This window comes from Geomicrobium sp. JCM 19038 (assembly GCF_000698125.1).
Classification (GTDB): Bacteria; Bacillota; Bacilli; order Bacillales; family Marinococcaceae; genus Geomicrobium_A.
Map to the genome: position 1 here is coordinate 132,228 of NZ_BAXA01000004.1, position 25,326 is coordinate 157,553.

At 41.2% G+C, this 25,326-nt stretch carries 25 protein-coding genes and 1 pseudogene; 15 read left to right on the forward strand and 11 right to left on the reverse strand.

The features are described 5' to 3' along the window. Positions 1-190 precede the first annotated feature (190 nt). On the forward strand, positions 191-1,312 hold the full coding sequence (locus JCM19038_RS06945; protein ID WP_042416037.1) for a S8 family peptidase: 1,122 nt from the start codon (positions 191-193) through the stop codon (positions 1,310-1,312). A gap of 32 nt (positions 1,313-1,344) precedes the next feature. On the opposite strand, the gene JCM19038_RS06950 is transcribed toward JCM19038_RS06945, so the two are convergent. From JCM19038_RS06950 to JCM19038_RS06975, 7 genes are all read right to left on the reverse strand, one after another. Next, complete coding sequence (locus tag JCM19038_RS06950) at positions 1,345-2,460, reverse strand: amidohydrolase (RefSeq protein WP_042416040.1); 1,116 nt, start codon at positions 2,458-2,460, stop codon at positions 1,345-1,347. An 18-nt stretch (positions 2,461-2,478) separates the two neighbouring features. Continuing rightward, a complete protein-coding gene (locus JCM19038_RS06955; protein WP_081831665.1) occupies positions 2,479-3,339 on the reverse strand; it encodes a MurR/RpiR family transcriptional regulator in 861 nt (286 codons plus the stop codon). Between the two features lie 20 nt (positions 3,340-3,359). Further along, positions 3,360-4,469 (reverse strand): o-succinylbenzoate synthase, encoded by a 1,110-nt coding sequence (gene menC, locus JCM19038_RS06960; protein WP_042416048.1) that lies wholly within the window; start codon positions 4,467-4,469, stop codon positions 3,360-3,362. Positions 4,470-4,486: 17 nt separating this feature from the next. Then, entirely contained in the window at positions 4,487-4,642 is a 156-nt protein-coding gene (locus JCM19038_RS22685; protein ID WP_193745064.1) for a hypothetical protein, read from the reverse strand. Between the two features lie 92 nt (positions 4,643-4,734). Continuing rightward, positions 4,735-6,069 (reverse strand): ABC transporter substrate-binding protein, encoded by a 1,335-nt coding sequence (locus tag JCM19038_RS06965; RefSeq protein ID WP_052361201.1) that lies wholly within the window; start codon positions 6,067-6,069, stop codon positions 4,735-4,737. Between the two features lie 168 nt (positions 6,070-6,237). After that, positions 6,238-7,227 carry a bile acid:sodium symporter family protein gene (locus JCM19038_RS06970; protein WP_042416051.1) on the reverse strand — a complete coding sequence of 330 codons (990 nt, stop codon included), beginning with the start codon at positions 7,225-7,227 and terminating at the stop codon, positions 6,238-6,240. 13 nt (positions 7,228-7,240) lie between these two features. Beyond that, the gene (locus JCM19038_RS06975; RefSeq protein ID WP_042416054.1) at positions 7,241-8,605 is read right to left on the reverse strand and encodes an FAD-binding oxidoreductase; all 1,365 of its coding nucleotides are present in this window, start codon (positions 8,603-8,605) and stop codon (positions 7,241-7,243) included. 251 nt (positions 8,606-8,856) lie between these two features. Here JCM19038_RS06975 and JCM19038_RS06980 point away from each other — a divergent pair, with 251 nt between their 5' ends. Then, entirely contained in the window at positions 8,857-9,447 is a 591-nt protein-coding gene (locus JCM19038_RS06980; protein ID WP_042416057.1) for a YitT family protein, read from the forward strand. Positions 9,448-9,514: 67 nt separating this feature from the next. Here JCM19038_RS06980 and cls read toward each other — a convergent pair whose 3' ends face one another. Beyond that, the gene (cls, locus tag JCM19038_RS06985; RefSeq protein WP_042416059.1) at positions 9,515-10,966 is read right to left on the reverse strand and encodes a cardiolipin synthase; all 1,452 of its coding nucleotides are present in this window, start codon (positions 10,964-10,966) and stop codon (positions 9,515-9,517) included. A 252-nt stretch (positions 10,967-11,218) separates the two neighbouring features. On the opposite strand from cls, the gene JCM19038_RS06990 reads away from it, so the two are divergent. Then, entirely contained in the window at positions 11,219-11,842 is a 624-nt protein-coding gene (locus JCM19038_RS06990; RefSeq protein WP_042416063.1) for a hypothetical protein, read from the forward strand. Here JCM19038_RS06990 and JCM19038_RS06995 read toward each other — a convergent pair. After that, positions 11,826-12,776, reverse strand: a complete 951-nt coding sequence (locus JCM19038_RS06995) for an MsnO8 family LLM class oxidoreductase (RefSeq protein WP_042416065.1) — start codon at positions 12,774-12,776, stop codon at positions 11,826-11,828. The two genes, JCM19038_RS06990 and JCM19038_RS06995, sit on opposite strands and share 17 nt — an antisense overlap. A 314-nt stretch (positions 12,777-13,090) precedes the next feature. Here JCM19038_RS06995 and JCM19038_RS07000 point away from each other — a divergent pair, with 314 nt between their 5' ends. Next, positions 13,091-13,813, forward strand: coding sequence for a metallophosphoesterase family protein (locus JCM19038_RS07000; RefSeq protein WP_042416068.1), 723 nt, complete (start codon positions 13,091-13,093; stop codon positions 13,811-13,813). On the opposite strand, the gene JCM19038_RS07005 is transcribed toward JCM19038_RS07000, so the two are convergent. After that, positions 13,810-14,322 (reverse strand): GNAT family N-acetyltransferase, encoded by a 513-nt coding sequence (locus JCM19038_RS07005; protein ID WP_193745065.1) that lies wholly within the window; start codon positions 14,320-14,322, stop codon positions 13,810-13,812. The two genes, JCM19038_RS07000 and JCM19038_RS07005, sit on opposite strands and share 4 nt — an antisense overlap. 100 nt (positions 14,323-14,422) lie before the next feature. On the opposite strand from JCM19038_RS07005, the gene JCM19038_RS07010 reads away from it, so the two are divergent. The 10 genes and pseudogenes from JCM19038_RS07010 to JCM19038_RS07045 all read left to right on the forward strand — a co-directional run bounded on the left by JCM19038_RS07010 (position 14,423) and on the right by JCM19038_RS07045 (position 23,759). Next, positions 14,423-14,632, forward strand: coding sequence for a hypothetical protein (locus tag JCM19038_RS07010; protein WP_042416076.1), 210 nt, complete (start codon positions 14,423-14,425; stop codon positions 14,630-14,632). A gap of 484 nt (positions 14,633-15,116) precedes the next feature. Further along, positions 15,117-16,067, forward strand: a complete 951-nt coding sequence (locus tag JCM19038_RS07015) for an ABC transporter permease (protein WP_042358782.1) — start codon at positions 15,117-15,119, stop codon at positions 16,065-16,067. A gap of 18 nt (positions 16,068-16,085) precedes the next feature. Then, positions 16,086-17,021 carry an ABC transporter permease gene (locus JCM19038_RS07020; protein WP_042416078.1) on the forward strand — a complete coding sequence of 312 codons (936 nt, stop codon included), beginning with the start codon at positions 16,086-16,088 and terminating at the stop codon, positions 17,019-17,021. A gap of 17 nt (positions 17,022-17,038) precedes the next feature. Further along, positions 17,039-18,055 (forward strand): ABC transporter ATP-binding protein, encoded by a 1,017-nt coding sequence (locus JCM19038_RS07025; protein ID WP_042416081.1) that lies wholly within the window; start codon positions 17,039-17,041, stop codon positions 18,053-18,055. A 9-nt stretch (positions 18,056-18,064) separates the two neighbouring features. Further along, complete coding sequence (locus JCM19038_RS07030) at positions 18,065-19,066, forward strand: ABC transporter ATP-binding protein (RefSeq protein ID WP_255343356.1); 1,002 nt, start codon at positions 18,065-18,067, stop codon at positions 19,064-19,066. 60 nt (positions 19,067-19,126) lie between these two features. Further along, the gene (locus tag JCM19038_RS23405) at positions 19,127-19,873 is read left to right on the forward strand and encodes a M81 family metallopeptidase (RefSeq protein ID WP_255343357.1); all 747 of its coding nucleotides are present in this window, start codon (positions 19,127-19,129) and stop codon (positions 19,871-19,873) included. Then, a pseudogene (locus tag JCM19038_RS24305) lies at positions 19,843-19,938 on the forward strand (hypothetical protein); the annotation flags it as partial. The gene JCM19038_RS23405 and the pseudogene JCM19038_RS24305, both read left to right, overlap by 31 nt. Positions 19,939-19,992: 54 nt before the next feature. Continuing rightward, the gene (locus tag JCM19038_RS23410; RefSeq protein WP_238554327.1) at positions 19,993-20,604 is read left to right on the forward strand and encodes an MlrC C-terminal domain-containing protein; all 612 of its coding nucleotides are present in this window, start codon (positions 19,993-19,995) and stop codon (positions 20,602-20,604) included. A gap of 156 nt (positions 20,605-20,760) precedes the next feature. After that, positions 20,761-22,194: an amidase gene (locus JCM19038_RS07040; RefSeq protein WP_238554310.1), complete on the forward strand. Its 1,434-nt coding sequence runs from the start codon at positions 20,761-20,763 to the stop codon at positions 22,192-22,194. Continuing rightward, positions 22,191-23,759 carry an ABC transporter substrate-binding protein gene (locus tag JCM19038_RS07045; protein ID WP_042416087.1) on the forward strand — a complete coding sequence of 523 codons (1,569 nt, stop codon included), beginning with the start codon at positions 22,191-22,193 and terminating at the stop codon, positions 23,757-23,759. Before JCM19038_RS07040 ends, JCM19038_RS07045 begins: the two co-directional genes overlap by 4 nt. Positions 23,760-23,890: 131 nt before the next feature. Here JCM19038_RS07045 and JCM19038_RS07050 read toward each other — a convergent pair whose 3' ends face one another. Continuing rightward, positions 23,891-24,151 (reverse strand): hypothetical protein, encoded by a 261-nt coding sequence (locus JCM19038_RS07050; protein WP_152549357.1) that lies wholly within the window; start codon positions 24,149-24,151, stop codon positions 23,891-23,893. Positions 24,152-24,481: 330 nt separating this feature from the next. Between JCM19038_RS07050 and JCM19038_RS07055 the strand changes: the two genes are divergently transcribed. Beyond that, positions 24,482-25,189 carry a hypothetical protein gene (locus JCM19038_RS07055; protein WP_193745066.1) on the forward strand — a complete coding sequence of 236 codons (708 nt, stop codon included), beginning with the start codon at positions 24,482-24,484 and terminating at the stop codon, positions 25,187-25,189. The last annotated feature ends 137 nt before the right edge of the window (positions 25,190-25,326 follow it).

Consider the following 25,326-nt stretch of genomic DNA (forward strand, 5'->3'; position numbering starts at 1 on the left):
AGGTGGTGAAAATAAGTGAGCGCGCTTGATTCTCGTTAAGTGAAAGTAAATACAACGAAAGAAAAAATTCATAAAACTACCATAGATAGAAAACGTCAACTAGATTGACATATTTTTTGTATAGATGCCCCTTCGTTCGATTTGTACAATACGCATAGTAACGAAAATTACTTAAAAAGGGGAACTAGACATGGGGAAAAGGGGAGTAAACGGGGTAACAGCTTGTGGCTTCGCGTGTTTGTTTGCTTTTTCGACAGATGTCGTTCACGCAGAAGAAATAGAAGGTTACTTTATTGGAGTTAAAGATTCATCTTGGCTCGAACGTGAGGAGATCGAAACCTCTTTTGAATTAGACGTTGAATATGAGTATGACGAGTTAAAGGTTTTATATGCTTCAATGACTGATGAAGAAGTTGCTGAACTCGAACGTTCTGAGCAGATAGACTATATAGAAAGAGACCAAGTCGTCAATGTAGAGCAACAACAGGTTCCTTGGGGGATTGAACATATTGGTGCTCCAGTATATTATTCCAATGGATTTACAGGAGAAGGAATTGATGTCGCTGTTTTGGATACAGGGATTCAAGCTGAACATCCTGACTTGAACGTCGTTGGTGGTGAAAGCTTCGTATATGAAGATCCGTTTGTCGATTCTAACGGCCACGGCACGCACGTTGCCGGTACGATTGCAGCATTAGATAACGATTTTGGCGTTGTTGGCGTTGCGCCTGAGGCGAACCTCTACGCAGTAAAAGTATTAGCTGGGAACGGATCAGGAAGCTTAAACAGTATCATTCAAGGAATTTATTGGGCGATTGAAAATGACATGGATGTGATGAACTTAAGTCTCGGTTCTTCAACAGGTTCTACAGTCATGTCTGACGCGATTGATGCAGCAGAAGAAGCAGATATCGTCGTCGTAGCAGCAGCGGGTAATACAGGTGCAAGTCAAACAGGGGCCAGTACTGTTAGTTATCCAGCCGCGTATGATTCAGTTGTTGCTGTAGGGGCAACAAACCAGTCAAATGGACGGGCTCCGTTTTCAAGCGTAGGTCCCGAATTAACGATTATGGCTCCGGGTGACCAAGTGTATAGCACGTTTGGCACTGACGGTTATCAAACATTAAGTGGGACGTCGATGGCATCACCGAAAGTGGCAGGGTTTGCTGCGTTGTTACGTGAGAAAAACCCTCATGCAAGTGCATCGGAACTTAGACAAATGATGATTGATACTGCTATGCCGCTTGGGGAGCATCATGAGTATGGACACGGACTTATGCAATTAGAAGCAGCCTTTGGAGAAATCGAATAAAAAAGTTCGACTGGAACTTCCAGTCGAACTTTTTACGTAGAAATCTGCATTGCATGAGACAAAATTCGAACTGCGGCACGTAACTGATCAAGATCAAAATGCATTGCAGGGTGATGAAGTCCAGGTTCTAAGTTACATCCAATACCGAGCATGGTGGCTTTAAGCGCGGGATGGTAGATTGTGTAGTTATGAAAATCATCACTTCCGGGTGTATGGAGACGTGGTTTAAGGTTTTGTTCTCCAACACATTCGACAATTGCTTTGGATAGAATCGCTTCAGCTGTTTCGTCAATCACTGCACCCGGTGTATCGTCACCAATCGTTAATTCAATTTCCACACCGTAATAAGAGCGAAGTGTGTCCTTGATATTCATAATGTTCGCTGTCAAAAGCTCCATCGTGTCATTTTCATCTGCACGGAGGTCTAAACTGAAATGAGCATTCCCTGGAATGATGTTCGGACTTTTTCCACCTGCGTGAAAAGCTGTCATTTTCGCTGAATAAGTGGCCATCGGATCTAGTGACATGGCATTGAGCTTAGCTACAAAATCCATCCCGACTTGAATGCTATTTACATTCAAATGGGGCCTTGCACCGTGAGCATCGTCGCCAGTAATTGTTCCAGTCATAAAACGAGAGGCACCGTGCTGGATGGCAGGTGAGTATTGACCTGACGATAGCTCTTGAATCGGGCGAAGATGCATCCCAAACAGCATCGAGACGTCATCGATAACCCCTTCTTTACATAGAGACATTGCGCCTAAGCCGGTTTCCTCTGCAGGTTGAAAAATAAAGCGATACGTATGGTCTTCAGGTAATGTACTATGCCTGTTTAAAAGGTTTGAAATAACACCTAAAGCGATGGTCATATGAGCGTCATGACCGCAAGAGTGATTCGGTCTCCACTCGCCATTTACTTGTTGGTCAACAGCATCGATATCAGCTCGCAGTGCAATGATGCGTTTGCCGTGTCCAACTTCAACATACAGACCTGTGGTCGTTTTAAAATGGTGAACATGAAGACCTAACTGTTGAAGGTGGTTCGTTAAATAGCGGGTAGTTTGATGCTCTTCTCCGCTAATTTCAGCCAGTTCGTGTAAATCATGATAAATGTTTATAAGGTTGAAATGCTTCGTCTGTTCATCCATAAAAATCTCCTAACACGTTCAAATAAACGGTGATACGCTAAGGTTTGCTTTTTCATAGTCATTTAAATGTTTCGCAACGCTTTCATAGTCATTGACCGAAAGAGCAGATAATAACAAATGAATGATTGCAAAGAGTGAAATCATGCGTTTTGAAGGGACGATTGAATCTTGTTTACCAGCGATCATGGAGCAATCCGCAATTTCGTGTATCGGTGCACGGTGTTCATCGATAATTGCTAAGACAGTTGCACCACGAGATTTGGCAGCACGAGTAAACGTGAGCGTTTCTTTTGTGTATCTTGAAAAAGAAAAAGCAATGAGCACGGTTTTCTCTGAGGTTCGATTAAGTAGATGAATGTTTTCATCAATGCCGCTTCGGTAGAGCGTTGCGTTTCCTTTTAACGCATTTAATGAATACGTTAGCCAGTGGGCAGCAGAAAAAGAGGTTCTTAAACCAATTACAACAATCTCTTCAGCAGAAGTAATCGCTGAAACGAAACGGTGAAGCGTTTGCTGTGATACGGTTTCAAATGTCTCTTTCAAGTCAAAAAGAGCGTTGTATTTCTCGTACTCGATTAGATCTTGTTCATGTTTGAGCGTGTTCGTCTTCATTTCGAAACGACCGAGCAAGTCATTTGAGCTTTCAGATTCATCGGTAATCATTTGCGCTTGCAACGCTTCTTGTAATGGTTTATAGCCGTTATATCCTAAATCTTGACAAAGGCGAATGATGGTCGTCTCGCTCGTATTAGCGAGACGACCAATTTTCTGAGCAGGATATAATGCAACTTGTTCTGGGTGTTCAATCATGTAGTGGGCAGCTTTTTGCTTGGATTTGGACAGGCTCGGGTAAAGCTGATGCAATTTGGACTGAATCAAGTGCTACACCATCCATTCTTTTACATAGAGAACGTTTCTAGTCTTTTCGTAATTGAGTCAACATGAGTTTGATCAACCGTGATACCGATACCTTGTTCTGTAGGAACAGCAACGGTACCAGCTTCACTCATCGTAATCTCAGGTTCAATAATATCTTTATCCCAATAACGGGCAGAAGGGGCAGTGTCTCCAGGAATGGAGAAGTTATGGAGACTAGAGATTGCTACATTATGAGCACGTCCGATTCCTGTTTCAAACATCCCTCCGCACCAGACCGGAATGTTATTTTCAGCACAAAGGTCGTGGATTCGTTTCGCCTCGAACAGACCGCCGACACGACCGATTTTGATGTTGATCGTTTTACAACTACCTAGTTCAATTGCTTTTCTAGCATCTTCAAATGAATGAATACTTTCATCGAGGCATACTGGTGTTTGGATGGCAGCTTGTAACTTACTATGATCAACAATGTCGTCATAAGCAAGTGGTTGTTCAATCATCAGTAAGTCGAGTGTATCCATCTTCTTAAATAGCTCGAGATCTTGAAGCGTGAAAGCAGAATTGGCGTCTGCCATGATTGACACAGCTGGGAAAGCTTCACGAACTTGTTTGAGAATTTCATAATCAAACCCAGGCTTAATTTTGATTTTGATTTTCTGATAGCCTTCATTCACGTACACGTTGATCTTTTCTATAAGTGTTTCTACATCTTTTTGAATCCCAATGCTAATTCCGACAGGTACTTCCGTTTTTGTGCCACCGAGCACTTCGGAAAGGGATTTTGCTTGTTGCTTTGCATACAAATCCCACAGTGCACATTCAACGCCACCTTTTGCCATTTGATGACGGCGAATTGGTGCTAACAGACTAGAAATATCAGAAGGGTGCTGAATGGACGCACCTTTTAATCTCGGAATAATGAAGTCTTTAATAATATGAATCGCTGTTTCAACCGTCTCTTCGCTATAGTAAGGATCGATATCTGCTACGCACTCACCGTAACCGACGTACTCTCCATCGGTAACTTCAATTAATAGTATTTCTCTTGTATCCGTTACGCCAACGCTCGTCTCAAAGGGGAATTTCATCGTCATTTCTACGGTTCTTAAGGTCAGGTCAGTAATTTTCAATGTCAAAGCTCCTTTAGTTAATCAGTAACATGTGTATTCCAAAGAATTAAACCTTGTTGGAAGTCATAGCCATCTACGTTTTCACGAACAGTCGTAATGGTTGTTTTATCTCCGAAGCGAATAAGGGGCAGGTATGTCCAAATCTCTTCTTGTAAATCTTCGTAATATCCCATCGCTTCATCTTGATCGACTGCGGTACGGATGTTGTCAACATGTTGATCAATTTCTTCACTGTTCGTCCAACCTGGCCAACCAGCACTAGACTCTAGGAATACGTATTGGTTGGTGATGCAGGTGTTTGGAAACCAGTGACAAACGCATCATGAGCGGTAGGATCTGCTCGTCTTTCTAATACGGTAGGCCAGTCATAAAGGTCTAATGTCACGTTCATGCCGATCGCTTCTAATTCTTGTTGAATAACTACCGCAGCACTATAGTGATCGTCATAATCTCTAGACGTTAAAATAACGACTTCTTCTCCATTATAAGCCGATTCCTCTAACAGTTGTTGAGCGAGTTCTGGATCATTTTGATTGTAGTATTCTGAACCGACTTCAGTGTACCAGTCTGCTCGATCTTCTGTCATAAAGTCATGGGAGATCTTATAATACTCTTCATTTGTAAATGCAGCTTGTTGAATCGCTTCCATGTTCAGTGCAGTGTTCGCTGCTTGGCGAATGGCTTGGTCGCTAAATACACCTTGCTCTTTATTAAAGATTAACGCATTAAACCCGTTTTGATCCGCATGGTTAACGACGGTAGCGTTTTGTTCTAATTGCTCGACATTGTCAAAAGGAATTGCATTTGCTACATCGTACTGATTACTTTGCATGCCGGCAACGCGTGTGGACGGGTCGGTAACGAATTCAAAGTAGATGTCACTGGCATGTGCTTCGCGTAGTGATGCGAGCCCAGTGGATGTTTGTTCTGGGTTTTCGTAGTCTTCAAATCTTGATAAATGAATATGTTGATCATGTTGCCAATTTTCTAATTTATAAGGTCCGGTCCCGATGTGTTCACTAATGCCATCTGCACTAGCGCTCTCTGCAAGGTTTGCAGGGGTTATTGCAGCAATTTCATCTGGAGAAGCAAGCGTTGTAATGGCAACAGCTGAAGGTTCTTCTAATTCCAATAAAACGGTGTACTCGTCCACTGCAGAGATTGTTGCATCGCTGAATTCTTCTTTTGCATTAGCTGCTGTAGTAAACCAACGCTCCATGGAAGCAACAACATCGTCAGAAGTCATCGTTTCACCGTTATGAAAGGAAACATCCTCTCGCAGTGCAAACGTATAGCTCGTCCCGTCATCACTAACGTCATAACTTTCCGCTAACCAAGGTTGGATTTCATAATTGTCATCAAACGTTACGAGACCTTCGTAAATGTGGCGAGCGATGTCTCTCGTTGCTACGGCTGTTGTTATGTAAGGATCAAGTGATGGTGGTTGGGCGTTAAAGGCTACACGAAGTTCACTCGTTGCATCTGGAGAAGAAGTGTGTTCAGCTTCGGTCGTATCTTGCGGTTCGTCGTTGCCACAAGCGGCTAGTAAAACTAGAGCACTTACAACGAAAAGCCCTTTGTTCGAATAGTATGTTTTCATGATGTCCCCCTAACGATCACTTCAGTTATGTTGTCATTGAAGTGATTGCTGATTATTTTTATATAAGTATGAAGTTTATCCTTCAAGAAATCAATATTGATTTTAAAATATTCTAACAAATAATAAAGCCTTCAAATTCTCTTAGGTTTGAGAATTTGAAGGCAGTCTCTATGAGTGAGATGTAGCGTTAAGCTCTGGTGTTTTTGGATCTTCATCCTTTGGCACGTCTTGCTTTATTGGTCGTTTTGACCAATAGGTAGCCATGATTGGTCCGGTAATGTTGTGCCAAGCCGTTCCGATGACGCTAGGAATTGCGGCAAGAGGCGAAAGATGTGCGGTTGCAAGTGTTACACCAAGCCCCGTGTTTTGCATCCCGATCTCGATTGAAACGGCGCGTCGTTGACTAGGGGTTAATTTAGAAATGGTAGCTGCTGCATAACCGAGTGCAAGGCCAGCGGCGTTATGAAGCATGACAGCTACGAATGCGATTAAGCCAGCTGAAGCGAGTGTATCAGCATTGGCACCAACAGCACCAGACATGATTGCAAGAATAGCAACAACCGATACGAGTGGCATAACAGTAACCGTCTTATCAACAAATACTGGTACGAACTTTCTAAGTAAAAGTCCAATGGCTACTGGGATAATGATCACTTGAATAATCATGGTGAACATGCTCATAAAGTTAACTGGCATCCACTGTCCCGCGAGCAAGAATAAGATGGCTGGCGTTGCAATTGGCGCAACGAGTGTAGATATCGACGTCATCGTAATGGAGAGAGGCAAGTCTCCTTTAGCTAAGTAAACCATAACGTTTGATGATGTTCCACCAGGTACAGAGCCGAGAAGAACGAGTCCAGCAGCAAGCTCAGGCGGTAAGCTTAATGCTAAGGCAATAAGAAAAGCAGTGAGTGGCATAATTGTATATTGAAAGAGAAGACCTAATAAGACCGGCGTCGGCTTTTTTGCTACGAGTGTAAAGTCGACAGGCTTTAACGTCATTCCCATTCCAAGCATAACGATACCGAGTAAGATCGGAACGTAGCTATTGATCGGGATGAATGGGTCTGGCATAAGAAAAGCAGTGAATGCTGCGATGATAACGAGTACAGCGAAGTAACGACCTGCAAATGTACTCACTGAAGCAAGAAACTTCATCGTTATTCCCCCATTAGTTGATAAGTTTATTAGGATTCATACGATTATCTGGATCAAATGTTTGCTTTAGAACCTTCATAAGTTGAAGTGCTTCTCCGTGTTCTTTCTGTTGGTATTTCTTTTTACCGAGCCCAACCCCATGTTCACCGGTACAAGTTCCCCCAACAGAAAGGGCAAATTCAACAACTTCTTCATTAAGTTTGGAGGCAGCTTCAACTTCTTCCGGATCGTCACGATCAAACATTACTAAGATATGATAGTTTCCATCGCCAACATGACCGGCAATGCCACCTTCAAACCTCGATTGATCGACGACTGAACGAGCGTGGGTAATTGCAGCGGCCAACTTAGAAATTGGCACACACACATCTGTTACCATCATTTTTTTTCCTGGTGAGCTGTGAACGTGTGCATAAGCAAGGTTATGTCTTGCTTCCCATAATTTGTTCCGAGCAGCCGTGTCTTTTTCAAATTCAATTTCTTTACAGCCGAACTCTTTAACAATCTCTTTTGTAAATTCAACGTCTTGCTTTAATCCAGCTTCATTTCCGTGAAATTCTAAAAACAATGTTGGTTGAATGGAGTAATTTGTGTCGCTAAACTCATTGGCCTTTTGAATAGAGGGCTCGTCAACGAGTTCGCATCGTGCTACTGGAATACCCGCTTGAAGAATTTGTACAACTGCTTGGACGGCGTGATCAACGGACGGGAAAGTTGCACGACCAGCAACAATTTGTTCTGGAATTCCGTACACTTTCAATGTGAGCTCAGTAAAGCAAGCGAGAGTCCCCTCTGAACCGACAAACAATCCATTGAGGTTATAGCCAGACGACGATTTAGCAGCTAAGCTACCTGTCTGAATGACAGAACCATTTGCAAGGACAACCTCTAAATTGCGAACTTGATCCCGCATAATGCCATAACGAACGGAGCTCGTTCCACTCGCATTGGTGGCAGCCATTCCTCCGACGGTCGCATTTGCACCAGGATCGACAGAGAAAAAAAGACCATGCTTCTTTAATTCTTTATTTAATTGGTCTCTCGTCACACCAGGTTGAACTTTCACGAGCATGTCATCCGCTAGAATTTCAATAATGTTATTCATTTCTGAAAAGTCAATTGAAATACCATCGGTTGTTGGAATAATATGACCTTCTAAGCTCGTCCCCATTCCATATGGATAGACGGGGCGATTTTCTTGTTTTGCGATGTTTAAGATGGATTGTACATCTTCTGTGCTATGAGGAAACACGACGACTTCAGGCAAAATGGGTGCATGATACGACTCATCTTGGCTATGTAGCCCTCGTACACTTTCACTTGTAGAGAGTTGAGATTCTTGTAAAACTTCCTGTAATGATCCAATCAGGGTGGACATTTGTGTATCCCTCCGAAACAATAATAGATATAAAGAGCATTATACACGAATTTAAAACGAAACGTTATAACTATTTTGAAAGATTATATAACAAGAATAGTATCTACAATGAGCTTGGAATATCAAGTAAACGGACAACAGCATGTGAAGGTCGTAAATCGATCGGGTGATATTTATGCGCAATGTTATACTTGGCTAATTGAATGAAGTGGTAGGATAAAGATAAGATTGATACGAAGAAGGTGGAGCAGGTGAGACGGCTATTATTAAATCTATTCGGTTGTTTCGTATTGACAGCTGGTATTGAAGTGACTGGTCTAGCAGGGCTAGCGACATCTGGAGCGGCAGGTATGTCACTTACGCTAATGGGAATTATTGAATTGCCCTTTTACTTATTGTTTATTTTCGTTAACATACCTTTTTTCATTTTGTCCCTCATAAAACTTGGCAAGGGCTACTCATTGAACTCCCTCTACACTGTTATTATTGTTTCAATTATGACTATTTTTAGTGGGCAATGGTTTCATATGGAGATTCCAACGGCAATCGGTTCTGTAATTGGAGGGTTACTAGTTGGAATTGGTGCAGTGCTAATTTTCTTAAGCCAATCATCGATGGGTGGAGCAACGATTCTTGCTGTATATTTACAAAAACGATATCGGATAGATCCTGGAATTGTTATCTTTTGTTTCGATACGTTTGTTGCATTTATATCATTTCTTATCTTAGGTGTTCATCAAGGTTTGTTGACGATTGTGAACATATTTGTCTGTTCGGTTGTAATCAGCCTTTCTAAACAAGCAATAGCGAAAAAAACGTTAAATACTGTCAGCGAAACTTAAGGGAAATTGTCATCATTTCCCGGGAAATGAAAAAGACCCTCGTTTTTGGAGGGTCTTTTTCGACTGTTTATAGAATCGGTGACAATAAGCGAGACACAGCTTCTTTGATTTTAATCCATAGTGAGCGTTCTTTATAAATCTGTGGAGTAAGTAAAGTGCTGTCTTTCATGTCGTCTAGAAAAAGGTTGTGCAATTTTTGTGCGACGGCTTCATCGTACACAGTTGCATTCACTTCGAAATTCAAACGAAAACTCCTGGAGTCAATGTTCGTTGTGCCGACTGAACAGACTTCTTCGTCAATGACAATCGTTTTCGCATGCATAAATCCTTTCTCATAAATCCAGACGTTTGCCCCGTACTTCAAAAGTTCACCTACATGTGAAAGTGTCGCCCAATAGACAAATGGATGATCGGGCTTGTTAGGAATCATAATGTGTACATCAATGTTACTTAACAGTGCAATCTTGATCGCGTCCATAAAACTCGTATCGGGAATAAAATAAGGCGTTTGAATCTTAATGCTTTTCTTCGCTGTCATAATGAGCTTGATGTACATATTCTTAAGGTGTTCAGTTTCTGAGTTCGGTCCACTATCAACGATTTGAACAGGGCTAGAGCCACTATGACGTTCTTTTCGACCAGCATATTCAGAGAGGTTGATTGAATCTTGTTTGGTTGCTTGCTTCCAATCAAGGATGAACCGGCCATGAATATGATCTACAGCACCACCTTTAATGCGAAAGTGGGTATCCCGCCAATAGCCGAACTTCTTTTTCTTCCCTAAATACTCTCGGCCGACGTTAAACCCTCCAATGTAACCGATGTCGCCGTCGATAATACAGAGCTTACGGTGATTTCGATTGTTAATACGAAGGTTAACGACTTTAAAGATTGAAGGGAAAAATGCGGCAACTTCACCATTGTGCTCAATAAGTTCCTTGAAGAATGAGCGATTTAATCGCCTAGAGCCGATATCATCATAAAGCAGCCTGACTTTTACCCCTTCTTTAGCTTTTGCCGTCAATTCATCACGTAATTTTCTTCCGAGTTCATCTCTTTGAATGATGTAATACTGAATGTTGATCTCTTCTTTTGCTTGGCGAATATCACGAAACAGTTCATCGAATTTCGTCTTTCCTTCAGTGAATAATTCGACCTCGTTATCTGTCGTTATGATGGAGGTAGACGATTGCAAATTAATGAGCATTAATTGTTCATATTTATCTTGAAGCTTTTGATCTTGGAACACAGATAAGTGATGTTGCAAATGATAGACTTGAGCTTCTACAGCGATCTTTAAGTATTCACGTTCTTCTTTGGAGAGATTGTAGAAGTTCTTTTGTTTTAAATGTCTTCCGAATATGAGATACAAAATAAATCCACCAATGGGTATGAAAAACAAAATGAGAATCCATGCCCACGTAGCACCTATATCTCGTCGTTCAATAAAAACGATAATAAAAGCGAGAAGTATATTAATGAGTAGAACAATTGAAAAGGTGCCTGTAATGAAAGACATTGCATCAAGCCCTTTCTTTAAGAAATTGGCTATTATTATTGTAAGCAAAAAAAGGAAGTAATACCAATATTGTCTCGACTCATGTCGAAATCGCACTTCAAATATCTTAAATCCGTTTAGGATATAGAGATTTGCTAGATTTTATATTACATTGAATAGGAGATAATTGATTTTAAACAATTTAGACATTGATTCTAATTGTTTAACCTACAATTCTAAAAAGAGAGATACGCGCTTAAGGAGGAATCACAGGTGAATCACAAGGAGCAGACCATCGTACAATCTATCGGTAATTGGTACGAGAGTATGATTCAAGGTAGAGAGTTACGAGAGGTCCACCAAATGAAGCTAGACGTTGAAAGGCGTCTGCCTCATGAGATGCAGTCGACAATCAAGATGTATTATGAACTTGTTTTATTCTATTACAATATTACGTATCATCGCGTTTTAGATCAAACGGCACCAAAAGTGAAGCAAGAGTTAAACCCCATGATTGAGGAAACAAAAAGAGCTGTATCGTTTCTGCACCATTCATTGATTGGAAAGCTGAATCATGAACAAGGAAAGTATCATTCAGCGATTGATTCTTATCACCGTGCAGAAGAGTACATGCACGGCATTGGTGAAGAGAAGAAAGTAAACTTCTATAATCATTTAGGACAAAGCTATTTAAAACTGAACAATAGTTATCAAGCAGACGTATACTTTAGAAGGGCAATGTCTTTTAGTAGCAAAGAGTCGATTCTACGAGAGGACATTGGTTTTTATAGTGAGCGAAAAACGACTGCGTTTAATCAAGGATGGAAAACGAGTCATCAACAACGAGCGATCCAGAGCAAACGCATGAAGGTCACTTCATTTAAAAAAGCTCAATAATTCGCTTAAATGATCGTTCTCTTTCTACTGGATCATAGATCGATGCGACTAGAAGAAAGGATTCTGATTGATAGTCATCAACTAGGCGTTTCATTGCCTCTTTTACTCGTTCTGGTCCCCCGATAATCATCCGTTTTCGATTCTGTTTGATCTTCTTTTGATCACTCAATGAGAATGTTTGTCTACTAGCTTCTTCGTATGAAGGGATCCGACTGTCTAATCCTTTTTCTACGTTTAAAAGCCAAAGATCCTGGCTTAATGCCAGTTTTTCAGCATGTTCATTATCTTTTCCACAGATTACAAAGACGGCAGTTTTTATATCGTGTGTATGATGAAGCTCGCGTAATGTTTGATGAGTTTCTACACCGTGTTCAGGTTGGATAAAGTGTCCAAACACATATCCAACTTGTTCCTCATTGGCAAGCCCTGCGCTATTCGGTCCTAATCCAAGTACATATAATCGGGGTGGTTCTTGCGTTCGTGGAGTCGCCCTGATTTTTGTATTCCCTTGTACATAGTTTTGTAATTGCTGTACCTTTTGTTGAAAAATCCCCATTTCATTTTCTTTTCCATTCGCTAAAAGTGAACGGATCGTTTCATTTCCTCCAGGTGAGCGACCAACACCGGCCTCAATTCTTCCAGGGAACAACGCTTCTAATTGGAGGAGTTGGGAAGCGACTTTGTATGGACTATATTGCGGTAAAAGAATTCCGCCACTACCTACTTGAATCTGCTTTGTCCGACTTGCGGCGGCAGCCATCATAATTTCGGGAGAGCTTGAGGCCATGCCCTTTGTTCCATGATGCTCAGCGAACCAGTAGCTAGAATAACCCCAACCTTCTGCTAACTCCACGAGTGAGAGGGTGTGTTGTACAGTCTGCTCAGCAGTCATATTCTTTGGAGTCGGCATTTGATCGAGAATTCCTAGCTGCATAAATTTCACGTCCTTATCGTTAACGTCTGTCACATATAGTGTATCAGCCGAATGCAATCATTCGTTTGTTCATTGCTTTCTTAAGACAATTGACTTTGTTACGGGTGCAAATTGTGTATTCCCTCTATCGTGCGTTTCAAACCAGATGAGCATACGCTTTGATTAAGTGTATTTTTGTATCGCACAATACGAATTAAGCAAGAATTTTTAGCTTGATCTTGCGTAACGTAACTAAGTCATTAAAACAGAAGAATTGTAGGTCGGTGCAAGGGAGAGAAACCTTATGCTATAGTAAGGGAAAAAGAGCTGATATTATGCAGAAGCAAAAAGCATTTGTAATCGGAGATTTGCACGGATGCTATGATGAATTGCAACAATTGCTCGAGCATTGGAATCGTGACGAAGAGATGCTCGTTTTTTTAGGGGATTACATTGATCGTGGTCCGAAGTCGTTACAAGTTGTTCAATGTGTCATGGAGCTTCAAAATCAATACGATGACGTGATTGCACTAAAGGGAAATCATGAAGATATGTTCTTAGATTGGATGAATTCGGAGCAAGTCGAACGTTTCCTACGTAATGGTGGTGTGCAAACGTTAGATTCAATGATGGAGCAAAGTGAAACATTTGATGAAGGTTCTTACACAGCGTTTAGAGCGATTATAGAAGATGAATTTGATGAAGAGTTGCGATTTATGAAACAGCTACCCCATTTCCATGAATGGGGTGACTATTTCTTTGTACATGCTGGCATTGACGTCAATAAAGAGTTGGCAGATCAGACGAAAGAAGATTATCTCTGGGTTCGTGAACTATTCCATGATGGCTGCAATCGTTCTGGTAAAACGATTATCTTTGGTCATACCCCTGTCCAACGTTTGCATGAAGACGAGCGCGATGAGGCTTGGTTTTCTGAATGTGGAACGAAGATTGGTATTGATGGTGGGGCAGTGTTTGGAGGACCATTAATTGGATTAAAGGTAGCTCTTCATGGGGAGCCGGAAGTTATTGTTGTAAACATCGAAGATGAGGTTTAAGTAAGAAAGCGAGCCATGAGAACAGTATGTTGCAAAGTTCCGTCAGGCATTCTTTTATCATCATTTAAGGTTCCCTCAATAACGAAGTCGTAGTTTTTGTAGAGTTGAAGGGCCTTATAATTTGATTCTTGAACTCGCAAAGTTACTTTTGCGAGTTGATGATCATCTGCATAGGACAGACAGTCTTGTAATAATCTCGTGCCAAGTCGTTTGCCCCAATGACTCTTTTGAATGGCAGCCCCAAATTCAACGTGATGTTGAAACCGTTTTAAGTTGCTTCCTTGTAATCTAGCAAATCCGACGAGCTGTTGATTGTGTTCAGCGACAACACAATACCGGTTCTCTTCCTCGTGATCTTTAATTAGAATCTCTCGAAACTGTGCTTCGCTTAAGACCTGTTCACCTTCTTCACGGTCTAAATGATCCGTTTCTTTGTCGACGAGTTGACGTAAGTTAGAGAGTTGCAACGCATCGTGTACAGTAGCAGCTCGAACAGTGTAGTCGAACATAAATGTGACTCCTTTCAAGTAGTTGAATTGCATGAGCGTTGCAGTGAGGAACGATTTCCGATATGCTAATAATAAGGATGATTCAAGGGGATTAGAAGGTATGAAACGAACACAATTTGATTGGACGAGCATGTTTATTTATTTTATCATTGCTTTCGTCTTAATAACGATTTTGAATACACTTGGCTATGAATTGCCTTGGTACGGAATGATTTTACTGTTTCTTATCATTTGGATTGCAGTAACCGTTTTCGTGAATATGGTTCGACGAGATCGTGCAAAAAAGATGGAAGACAAAGAAAATCAGTAAACACGTAAGTCTCTTCGTAATGAGGAGACTTTTTTTAGTGTGTATTTTGAGGTAGTTCATCGTTTCAAGCTTGCTATAATTGGTTAGATCATTCTAGTGAATATGGAGAAAAAGATCGTAAGCAATGCAGGAATGTAAGAAATCGCTGCAGAAATTTTTGATCGTGAGGAAATCTTACAAGAACTTTTTAAAAATTTTAAATACTATATTGATTTATAGCAGGAAATACTTCATAATCATAAAAACATAAAGCATTTGCTTCGGATAATAAGCATACGAAGAAAGTCTAGACGCATCAACTCATACATAATGAACGTATTTAAGAGAATGATGTGATGAGCAGAGGTGCTTTCGGATTATATATAGGAAAAAACTTAGATATGCACGCATGACAGTCAGGTAAACCTTAATTTATCTGACTATTTATACTTTATCGTGTTAGACAAAGATAGAGGACAACTATACAAAGAGGGGGCAAAGCGTGATGGGAATCTATATTCTCAAACGAATACTTTCATTGTTACCAGTGTTATTTGTCGTTTCCGTTGTTATTTTTGGGATTGTACATTTAACCCCTGGGGACCCAGCTTCCTACATGCTAGGGGAAGAAGCGTCACCAGAGCAAGTCAATGAATTACGTGAAGAATTAGGATTAAACGATCCAATACCGGTTCAATACTTGAATTGGCTTGGGGGAGTTGTACAAGGGGATTTTGGTGATTCCTATTTTATGAATCAATCGGTACTTGATGCGATATTTTCTCACATAGGACCGACGTTATCCCTTGCCATTGTTGCAGAAATTATTGCACTGTCGATCTCTATTCCTATTGGTATTGTTGCAGCAATTAAAAGGGGAACTGCAACGGACCAATCCGTTATGGTCGTATCATTAATGGGTATGGCGATTCCGAGCTTTCTACTTGCCCTGTTTCTTGCTTTAATTTTCGGAGTGCAACTCGGGTGGTTACCAGTAGCAGGATATCAACCGTTATCCAATGGTCTATGGAATCATTTGCAGTATTTAATTCTACCTGCCATTTCATTAGGTGCGATTCAGGCAGCGTTAATTGCACGAATGACGCGTGCATCGATGTTAGAAGTACTTAATACAGATTACATTAAGATGGCTCGTTCTAAAGGGATGAAAGAGCGGACAGTTATTTATAGTCATGCACTTAAAAATGCTTTTCTACCGATTCTTACGGTCATTGGAGCAACGTTTGGAGCACTCGTAACTGGGGCAGTTGTTACAGAAACAATTTTCAATATTCCGGGAATTGGACAGCTTATTATCAACTCAATTGAGCGACGTGATTATACAATTATTCAAGGCATCGTTTTATTCGTGACACTCATTTATGTAACGATTAACTTAATCATTGATTTACTCTATGGATTCATTGATCCGAGAGTACGACTTGATAGTAAATAAGGAAAGGGGTGGGGTCACATGTCAACGACGAGTTTATCGAACATTCGAAAAGAATTAAAGAAAGAACAGCGCTCATTGTTATTCAAGCGTTTTCTGTCAAATAAACTGTTATTAACAGGTAGTTTCATCATGTTATTTGTCGTCGGTGTAGCGCTCATTGGTCCGTTCTTTTTAAACTATACACCGTATCAAATGGTCGTCGAAAACCGGTTAAGTCCGCCAAGTGCAGAACACTTACTTGGTACAGATAACTTTGGACGGGATTTATTCTCTCGAGTCGTCTACGGTGCACAAATTTCATTAGGTGTAGGTCTTGCTGTAGCAGTCATTACTTCTGTTGTCGGATTAGTCATCGGTTTACTCGCAAGTTACTACAAAACACTCGATCATATTCTTATGAGAATATGCGATGGGTTAATGGCAATCCCTGGAATTCTCTTTGCGATTGCGCTAATGGCAGCACTTGGACCACAGACGCAAAACGTAATTATCGCTTTGAGTATTGTCTTTACCCCTCATATTGCTAGGGTTGTACGATCGAAAGCGTTATCGATTCGAGAGGAGACGTATGTGGAGGCAATGAGGGCACAAGGTGCGAGTCCTCTTAGAATTATATTCTTACATATTGCGCCGAATACGATCTCACCTCTCGTTGTTCAAGCGACGTTTATTTTTGCGGATAGTATTATCACAGAAGCTGCATTAAGTTTCCTCGGTGCTGGGGTGCCGACACCTGACCCGAGTTGGGGGAACATATTATACGACGGAAAACTCGTTATTTTTAATGCGTGGTGGATGACTGTATTCCCTGGGATTATGATTATCCTTGCCGTAATCGGCTTGAACTTTGTGGGCGACGGGCTTCGCGATATGATTGATCCACATACAAAGCCGAGATCGAAGAAGAAACGTGTTAACCTCTTTCGTTTTAATTCTCAAAAAGCACGTGGATAAAGATAGGGGGAAATCTGATGACGACTGAGTTGCTTAATGTAGAGCAGTTAAGAACACATTTTTTTACTGAAAAAGGTACGGTTACGGCAGTTGATGATGTGAGTTTTACGATTCACGAAGGAGAGATTGTCGGTTTAGTAGGAGAGTCAGGTTGTGGAAAGAGTGTGACGTCCCAATCGATTATGCGTCTATATGATGAATATATGGTTGAGTATGAAGGGAAAATCGAATTCAACGGTGACAATCTCCTCAACTACCCAATAAAAAAAATGCAAAAAATTCGTGGCGACGCAATCTCGATGATTTTCCAAGATCCACTTAGTTCATTAAATCCTGTATTTACAATAGGGAAGCAGATTGCCGAACCGTTAATGCTTCACCATAAAAAGTCAAAAAAAGAAGCGTACGAACGTGCTGTTGAATTGCTTGCATTAACAGGAATCCCATCACCAGAAAAGCGAGTTCATGAATACCCTCATCAACTTTCAGGTGGGATGCGCCAACGAGCGATGATCGCGGTTACGCTCGCGTGTGAGCCGAGGTTATTAATCGCAGATGAGCCAACAACTGCACTTGATGTAACCATTCAAGCGCAGATCTTAAACCTCATGCGGGATTTGAATAATAAGCTACAGATGGGCATTATTTTTATTACTCACGACTTGGGCGTTGTTGCTGAGCTTTGTGATCGTGTCATGGTTATGTATCTCGGTCAAATTGTTGAAGAGGCCGATGTAAAGACACTTTTCGAAAAGCCACTACATCCATATACACGGGGATTGATTAAATCGATTCCGCAAATGACTGGAGAACGTAAGTCAGAATTAAGTGTCATTAAAGGCAACGTCCCAAGCCTTACAAATAAGCCTAAAGGATGCCGTTTCTCTACGAGATGTGAATTCGCAGATGAGAAGTGTCTAGAGGAAATGCCACCACTTAAGACGCATAGCGATACGAAAAAAGTGCGTTGTTGGCATTATGAAGAGATCATTGCTAGGGAAGAAGGAGGTCACGTCCATGCAAGCTCAACATGAGGAGACTGCTTGATTCAAGTACGAAACATGAAGAAGTATTATCAGGCAAAAAAAGGCTTGAACAAACTTAAAAGCGGTAACACTTATGTCAAAGCAGTGGATGGTGTTTCCTTTGACTTAAGAAAAGGGGAAACCTATGCACTTGTAGGAGAATCAGGGTGTGGCAAAAGTACAACGGGTCGAACGTTATTGCGCCTGCACGACGCTACAGAAGGTGAAGCCATCTATAACGGAAAAGACCTTTTCAAGCTTTCAAATAAAGAGATGAACAAGGTTCGTAAAGATATGCAAATGGTGTTTCAAGATCCCTATTCTTCTTTGAATCCAAGAAAACGAATTGGCAACATTTTAGAAGAACCACTAAACATTCATAACATCGGTAATAAGAGTGAGCGTACAGACATTGTTATGGAAGTGATGAGCAAGGTTGGTTTGCAAGTCGATCATTACTATCGATATCCACATGAGTTTTCAGGCGGGCAGCGCCAACGGATCGGTCTTGCAAGGGCGTTAGTTGTCGATCCGAAAGTGATTATTTGTGATGAGCCAGTATCTGCTTTGGACGTATCCATCCAATCTCAAGTCATTAACCTTTTGCAAAGTTTACAACGAGATCTGGGATTGACGTACTTATTTATCTCGCATGATATTAGCGTCGTAAGACACATCTCTGATCGAATTGGGGTTATGTATTTAGGAAATCTCGTTGAAGAAGGGTATACAGATGATGTCATCGAGAATCCGAAGCACCCGTATACGAAGGCTCTACTTAGTTCAGTGCCGTTACCTGACCCCAACGTACAACGTGAACGCGTGATTTTACAAGGAGACATTCCGTCACCGTTAAATCCTCCTTCTGGGTGTGTGTTCCATACGCGTTGTCCGTTTGCAATGGACGTATGCAAAACAACGGTTCCACAATCATTAAATCTAGCAGGTAATCATACGGTCAGATGTCACTTGCATGATGAAGGAATCACAACGGAAGAGAAGAAAGTAGTAAATGCATAGACACGTACAAGGCGATTGGTTTTTTTCAAAATCAATCGTTTTGTATAGATTTAAAGAGAGGTGAGCGTTTTGAACATTGCAGTCGGTGGCATTCAACATGAAACGAATACGTTCTCAAATGTAAGTTCTGATGAGAATTTTTTTAAATTATATGAATGGTTATATGGAGATGAGATTTTTGAGCATTACGATGGAGTGCGAGATTACATTGGTGGCATGATTGATCAAGCGAATCACGAAGGATATACCGTCATTCCAACGTTTTCTGCTCGAGCAAATCCTTCAGGAGTTATCCCTTTGGAGACATTCAAAACGATGAAACGAGAGTTAATCAATCGTATTCTTGAAATCAAAGAGCTGGACGCAGTTTGTCTAGCACTTCACGGTGCAGGTGTTGTTGAAGGGATTGATGATCTTGAAGGAGAGTTATTAGAAGAGCTAAGACGTGCACTTAACCCGAACGTTCCAATTGTTGTCACCCTCGATTTACATACGAATTTAACAGAAAGAATGGTCGAGCATGCGAGTGCTTTACTCGGTGTAAAAGAATATCCACATGTGGATAGTTATGAACGAGGATTGGATGCTGTTAAGTTCATCAAAGAAATAGTTGTTAACAAGGTTATACCAGTTATGCACATGACGAAGCTTCCGATGATGATTCCGACTACACATACAATAAGTGGTCAGGCTTTTGAGATGAAGCTCAAACACTCGAGGAAGAAAAGCTTGGAGATGTACTTGATTGTACGTTCTATCATTCGTTCCCACATACAGATGTTGCACATATTGGTTGTGCCATCTTAACGACAACGAACAATCACCGTGAATTAGCAGAAGCGACCTCAAAGCGAGTAGCTAAAGAACTTTGGGATGCCAAATCCGACTTTATCGTCGAATTGCCATCATCTGCTGAAGGGATTGACATGGCTTTAAACGTAGAAGGAAAGCCTGTCGTGATTAATGAAACGAGTGACAATCCGGGTGCAGGAACCCCTGGAGATGGAACGAATCTATTAAAAGAATTGCTGAGACTAGACTTACCTGACACCGTTTTTGCATGCATATACGACCCTGATGTGGCAACGCTGGCCCATGAAAAGGGAGCTGGTGCAACACTTGACGTAGAACTAGGTGGAAAAACGGATCACCTTCACGGTGAACCGTTACGAGTCACAGCAAAGGTCGTGGCACTTACAAATGGGGTGTTCGTACACACGAACCCGATGATGGCGGGAAAAAAATCAAATTACGGCAAGACGGCTAGGTTAGTCATCGGTCAGGTTGAAGTTATAGTGATTTCTGTACGCACACAAACCTTTGATCCAGAAATTATCTCATTAACAGGAATTAATCCATTAGATTATAAAATAATTGCCTTAAAATCAAGCCAACATTTCCGTGCGGGTTTCCAAGATCTAGCGAAAAAAATCATTACAGTCGATTCTCCAGGACTTAGCAGTTACTCACTCGATCACTTTGAATATGTGAATGTGAACCGACCGATCTATCCGCTCGATCGTCATTTCGAGAAGTAACTGATTCAGTCAATAAGACTGTGCCAAATGTGTATACGTGCCGTTAGGTACACTTCTTAATAGAAGTAGAGATAATAGTGCACTTCAGCGAATGATAACAAAAAGTAAGCGCTTTCTTTTTAATTGAGAAATGAGAAATGAGAAATGGGGGATTCGGTGAGTTCATTGGTTGATCTTACAACAGTGGAACTAGTCGCGATGATTAAGGGGAAAGAAGTCTCTTCCTATGAAGTGGTGAGTGCGTTTATTAAGCAAATTGAGACGCACAACCCGAGCATTAATGCCATCGTATCGTTTCAACCTGAGTATGCATTATCAGAAGCTAGAAAAGCAGATAAGCGTTTTGCAAAAGGAAACGTTGATGGTCCGCTTCATGGCATTCCGATGGCGTTCAAAGATACGCATGATGCGAGAGGGTTTAAGACGACGAAAGGATGCACTGTGCTACAAGACAACGTCGCGAAAGAAGATGAACTACTCGTGTCTCGCTTAAGGCGAGCGGGGGCAATCGGAATAGGGAAAACAAATGTACCTGAATTTGCGGCAGGATCTCATACATTTAATCCGGTATTTGGGCTGACGAGAAATCCATACAACTTAGAAAAGAGTGCTGGTGGTAGCAGTGGCGGTGCAGCTGCAGCTCTTGCTGCACGAATGATTCCGCTTGCGGACGGTTCAGATATGGGAGGATCATGCAGGAATCCTGCAGCGTTCAATAACGTCGTAGGGTTGCGTCCATCACCTGGAAGAGTTCCTACGTATCCGAAAGCGAACGGTTTCGGAACGATATCTGTACAAGGACCACTTGCAAAAACAGTGAATGACGTTGCCTTAGCGATGTCGGTGATCTCTGGGTATGACAAGCGTGTACCAATTGCAATACGTGAAGAGGGTCATATGTTTTTACAACGGCTTGAACATGATTTCAAAAAGATGAAGGTTGCATATAGCGAAGACTTAGGTGGTCTACTAGCTCTAGATGAGCCTGTGAGAAAAGCATTTAAAAACCAACTAGCGGTTTGGGAAAGTCTCGGATGTGAGCTTGTGGACGTAGCACCGGATTTAGCGGAGGCGGCAGAAGTCTTTGAAACGCTGCGTGCGTTTGAAATGGAAGCTGCCGGTGGCGCTTTTGTTGAACAGCACCGAGCAGAATTAAAAACGACGTATGTCAAAAATGTTGAAAAGGGTATGAATCTTACAGGTCCAGAAGTTGGTCGTGCATTACGTAAGCAAACAGAGCTCGTCCATGAAATGGCTCGTTTTTTTAGTAACTATGATTTCCTTATGTTACCAACAACGCAAGTCGAACCGTTTGATGCCAACGTTGAATATCCGACGATGATTGCAGGTGAAGCGATGAAGTCGTATACGAGCTGGATGCAATCATGTTCGCTCATCTCAGTCTTAAATACGCCAGCGATTTCAGTACCAGGAGGATTTACAGAGAATGGATTGCCGTTTGGATTGCAACTCGTTGCACCAATTGGGCAAGACTTTGAGCTGTTGCAAATGGCGCACGCGTATGAAAGTGTCACAAAGCATTATCAAAAGCAACCGAAAATGAATGTCGAGGAGAGTAAGCCGTTATGAAGAAACGAATGATGCCGCTGATTGGCTCAATGGTAGGAGTCATGTTGTTGGCAAGTTGCGGAGGTAGCTCTGACGAAGAGGCAGCGATTGAAGAAGGAAACGGAGAAGAGAGTTCAAATTTTGGAGGTACAATCAATTACGGATACAGTACTCAACCTGAAGTGTTGGATCCTCATTTCACGACAGCGGCTGCAACGAGAGATATTAGTCGTTCTATTTACGAATCACTTGTTACGTTAAATAGTAACTACGAAGTAGCCCCAATGCTCGCGGAAGATTATGAAGTAAGTGAAGATGGTAAAACGATCACATTTATGCTTCGCGAAGGTGTCCTATTTCATAATGGTGAAGAAATGACATCAGAAGATGTTGTGGCCTCGATGCAACGTTGGCAAGAAGTTTCTAACGTTTTACCTGAGGCACAATACGAGGCAGATGGCGATTATACCGTAAATGTGTTGCTAGATGAAATGAACAACACGGCCTTACATCTGTTAGCAGATATCAGCCAAATGGCGGCAATCATGCCAGCAGAGATTGCGTCAAATGCACCTGCGACTGGAGTCGATGAATACATCGGTACAGGTCCGTACGAGTTTGGTGTGTGGCACCAAGACCAACATGTACAATTAACACGATTTGAAGATTATGTTGGCGTGGATACACCAGCTGATGGGCTGAGTGGTGAAAAGCATGCGTATGCTGATGAAATTCTAGTTCATTTCGTACCAGATTCACAGACGAGGTTATCTGGAATGCAGACAGGTGAGTACGATGCGATTAATGGTGTTCCTTTTGATAATTACGAAATGTTAGAAGCGGATGATTCCATTGAGTTGATGACAACACCGAGCGGAATGGAAGTGCTTGTATTTAACAAAGAACAAGGGTTATTTTCAGATCCGTTAGCAAGACAGGCAATAAACATTGCTCTTGATAAGCAACCGATTTTGCAAGCGGCATTTAACTATGAGGATTTCTACAGCTTAGAGCCTGGCTTAATGATTCCGGATCAAACGGATTGGTACACACGAGCTGGGGAAGAGAATTACGATGTGAATGATCCAGACCGAGCCTTATCAATGCTTGAAGAAGCAGGGTATGACGGGGAAGAGATTCGAATTCTTACGAGTAGGGATTATGATTTTCATTATAATGTAGCGGTTGTTGCCCACCAACAACTCGAAGAAATGGGAATTAACGCAACGCTAAACGTCGTTGATTGGGCTACGTTACTTAGTCTGCGTGATGACCCAAATGAGTATGAAATGTTTGTAACGTCATTCTTTGTCTATGCTGTTCCTCATCAATACCCATTCTTTAATCCAAGTTGGGCTGGTTGGACAGATCACCCTGGCTATGAAGAATATTTTGATCAAATTGATCAAGCCGAAACGCAAGAAGAAGCACTCGCGTTGTTTGAAGAATTGCAAAAATTGTTCTATGAAGATGTTCCTGTCGTGAACATCGGTCATTATGACAATGTCGAAGCAGTAAGTGATCGTCTGACAGATTATGAATTATTAATGGGTCCGATCTTTTGGAACGTTCAGGTAGAGGAATAAATTAAACGTTTATTTAAATTGCAAAAAGGAAGTAGGGGACAACTTACAGTTCCTACTTCCTTTTTGCATGAGGAGAAACAAGGGAAGGGGGTGAAAGATTATTGGCAAACAATGACTAACAACGTACCTTCTTAAATTTCTCGTTCTAATTGGGTAATTTCAGTAGCATTAAATCCGCATGAAAGCAGTTTTGATTGATAACTTTGTTGAAGACCTTCATAACAAATGTTTTCTTCTGGTAATCCATAGTCAGTAGCTGATAATGTGTGGCGGTCTTGCGGAAAAGGGTTAATTACATTAATGCACGTAGGAGAGAACTTTGTTTTCATTTTTTTTACAGCTTCCAGTGCATCATTTTCTTCTTTGAATTCTTTGAACATTGGCGTACTCAAGTTCATCACGTCCTTAGTTGATTGTGAAGTTATTAATACTTCGAATTCTATTGAATACCGTGTGTAATTACCAGGGAACATTTCTACTTCAAGGGTCATAAGATCACAATCCTTAGATCGTTTAAATGACTTGTTGGAGGATTTCCCTTTTTAGAAAATCTCAAACTTGCTTCTGTAAAGTCTTTTGCGAAGATCTGAACTCTCGGTCTAGTGAGTTTAAATTTTCCCATTTGCATCATCGTTCTATAGCATGTAGTGTAGTACGTCCGTCATTTAATAAATAACGACTTAGATCATAAATGAACTCAAAACACGCAGAAAGGAGAGTATATGTTTAGTCCAATTGATTGGTTTAGACTATTTATGGCAGCGCTTTTTATCTTGCCAATTGTCACGGTAATTCGAGAGTCAGGGTATTATCTTGTGGCAACCTTGCTTCGAGGCGAGAATAAGAAGCTAATTGTAGGTAGTGGACCAATATTGTTTGCAATTCCTACTGTCGAAGTTCGACGGTATTTTTTTATGTATAGTTGGATGGAGTATGATGAACTCAAGCCTAAAAATCGCTTTTGGCACGGTTTGATCTATTGTTCACCGATTATTATGACCGGTAGCATTGCCTTTATAGCGAATGCTTTAGTTTTGGAAGGTGTGTTACCAGATAATATCTTCTGGACAACATTCATTTTTTATTGTTTTTATTACGTTTTGTTTGATGTGATTCCTGTCTATTTGCCCGATGGACAACCAACGAATGGTAGAGCAATCTTTGACCTCATTTGGCACGGAGAGCGATCAGACTTTAAACGGAAAAGAGAAGATAATAAGAAAAGCGACAATCAGCGTAGTTATACAGAAGCACAGGAAGAAACGATGCAGAACAGAGATCAAGATGACAAAGAAAGAAGCGATCACACGAATCCTTCTAGTGACAATTCAGACGTGGGGAAAGATACTAACTTCACGGAAACACAGAAGAAAACAAAAGAGAACAGAGATCGGGATGAAGCAGTGCGACGCGATCATACAGACCCTTAAAGACACAAAGATTTGTGTCTAGAAAACGTGTGCATACAGTCGCGCACGTTTTTTCTATTTAGACGATGTCAATTTTTCTTTGTACGTTCTTTCTCAAAAATAATGTATAATAAAACAAAGCCTGTCGACAGCCGACA